This is a genomic window from Frankia sp. AgKG'84/4 (assembly GCF_023242965.2).
Classification (GTDB): Bacteria; Actinomycetota; Actinomycetes; order Frankiales; family Frankiaceae; genus Frankia.
The window spans coordinates 1-1,720 of the sequence record NZ_JALKFU020001032.1 but is presented as its reverse complement, the minus strand read 5'-3'; the positions used below and the strand labels follow the sequence as shown (position 1 = coordinate 1,720).

Genomic DNA, 1,720 nt, shown 5'->3' with positions numbered 1-1,720 from the left:
CGCCACAGCCACAGCGGCCGGCTGCGGCCGCCTCGCCCGTCACGGTGGGCCCACCCGCCGCGGCGGCCCAGTCCTACCAACAACCGGCGGCCCGACCGTCGGCGCCACCGGCAGCTCCCACCGCGCCGGGGGAGGATGGTTGGAGCTCCCCCGGAGACGCCGGCTGGCGGGCCGCCGAGGCGTCGCGCCGTCCAACCACGGGTGGCACGACGCAGTCGGGCCTACCGGTACGAGTCCCCATGACCCATCTCGTGCCCGGCAGCGCCGAACCCGCGCCTCGCCGGCGTCCCGCCGAAACCCCGACCAGATCCCCGGAAGCCGTCGGTGGCCGGCTTGCCAGCTTCTACCAGGGCGTGCGGCAGGGACGTGATGTCGGAGTCGACACCACGAGAAATCCTCGACGTGACGCGCAGGAGGAACGGTGACACCCGTGAGTTCTGATGCCCAGAACCTCAACTGGTTGATCAACAACTTTGTCGACCGAGTCCCGGGTGTTGCACACACCGTGGTGGTGTCCGCCGACGGCCTTTTGTTGGCCGTCTCGGACGGTTTTCCACGTGATCGGGCCGACCAGCTCGCCGCGGTCGCCTCGGGCCTCGTGAGCCTGACCCAGGGCGCCGCGCGGGTCTTCGAGGCCGGCGCCGTAACCCAGACAGTCGTCGAGATGGAACACGGCTTTCTTTTCATCATGGCGATCAGCGACGGCGCGAGCATGGCGGTGCTGGCCGCACCGTCCTGCGACATCGGGCTCGTCGGGTACGAAATGGCACTGCTGGTCAGCCGGGCGAAGGATGTTCTTACCCCGGCGCTGCGCGCCGAGCTGCAGGGAACACTTCCGCGGTGACCGAGCGGAAGCACAGGGAGTCAGGGTGAGTATCGATCCCGAGAATGCGCCCGGTCCGGTCGTCCGTCCCTACGCGATGACCGGCGGGCGTACTCGGTCACGCTACGAGCTCGCCATTGAGGCACTCGTCTTCACGACGCCGCTCGGCGAGGAACGGGCCATCGGCCTCAACCTCGAGCAACAGACCATCGCCGCCATGTGCCGGCAGGTGCGATCCATCGCGGAGATCGCTGCCGGGCTCCGGGTGCCTCTGGGCGTAGCCCGCGTGCTGGTAGGCGACATGGCGGACGAAGGCTTCGTCCGCGTCCACCAGCAGCCTGACCGCGATGAGGCACCGGATCTCGCGTTGCTCGAAAGGGTTCTCAGTGGCCTTCGAAAGCTCTGACAACAGACGGGTCAACTCCTCCGTCGCCACGACCTCGGTCAAGATTGTGGTCGCGGGCGGCTTCGGCGCCGGAAAGACCACATTCGTGGGCTCGGTATCCGAAATCGTCCCGCTGCGCACCGAGGCCGTGATGACCGAGGCAGGCGCCCACGTGGACGACCTGACCCATCTCACCGACAAGACGACCACCACGGTCGCCATGGACTTCGGCCGAGTCTCCCTGGACGAGGATCTGATCCTCTACCTGTTCGGCACGCCAGGGCAGTACCGCTTCTGGTTCATGTGGGACGACATCGTGCGGGGCGCGATCGGCGCGATCGTGCTGGCGGACACCCGCCGGCTTGCCGACTGCTTCGCCGCCGTGGACTACTTCGAACAGCGACAGCTGCCGTTCGTCATCGGAGTGAACTGCTTCGGGTGAGTCCCACTGCGTGGTGTAGATCGGGAGCGGCTGGTTGATCGTCCGGGGTGCGGGTGTGTCGCTCCGAGAC

The 1,720-nt window shown here is 67.7% G+C and carries 2 protein-coding genes and 2 pseudogenes; all 4 read left to right on the top strand.

Annotated features, from left to right (window positions below):
• Positions 1 to 425: pseudogene (locus tag MXD58_RS27040) on the top strand (histidine kinase); the annotation flags it as partial.
• A complete protein-coding gene (locus MXD58_RS27035) occupies positions 422 to 844 on the top strand; it encodes a roadblock/LC7 domain-containing protein (RefSeq protein WP_248820579.1) in 423 nt (140 codons plus the stop codon). The pseudogene MXD58_RS27040 and the gene MXD58_RS27035, both read left to right, overlap by 4 nt.
• 25 nt (positions 845 to 869) lie before the next feature.
• The gene (locus tag MXD58_RS27030; protein WP_011602350.1) at positions 870 to 1,229 is read left to right on the top strand and encodes a DUF742 domain-containing protein; all 360 of its coding nucleotides are present in this window, start codon (positions 870 to 872) and stop codon (positions 1,227 to 1,229) included.
• Positions 1,210 to 1,644, top strand: a pseudogene (locus MXD58_RS27025) (GTP-binding protein); the annotation flags it as partial. The gene MXD58_RS27030 and the pseudogene MXD58_RS27025, both read left to right, overlap by 20 nt.
• Positions 1,645 to 1,720 lie beyond the last annotated feature (76 nt).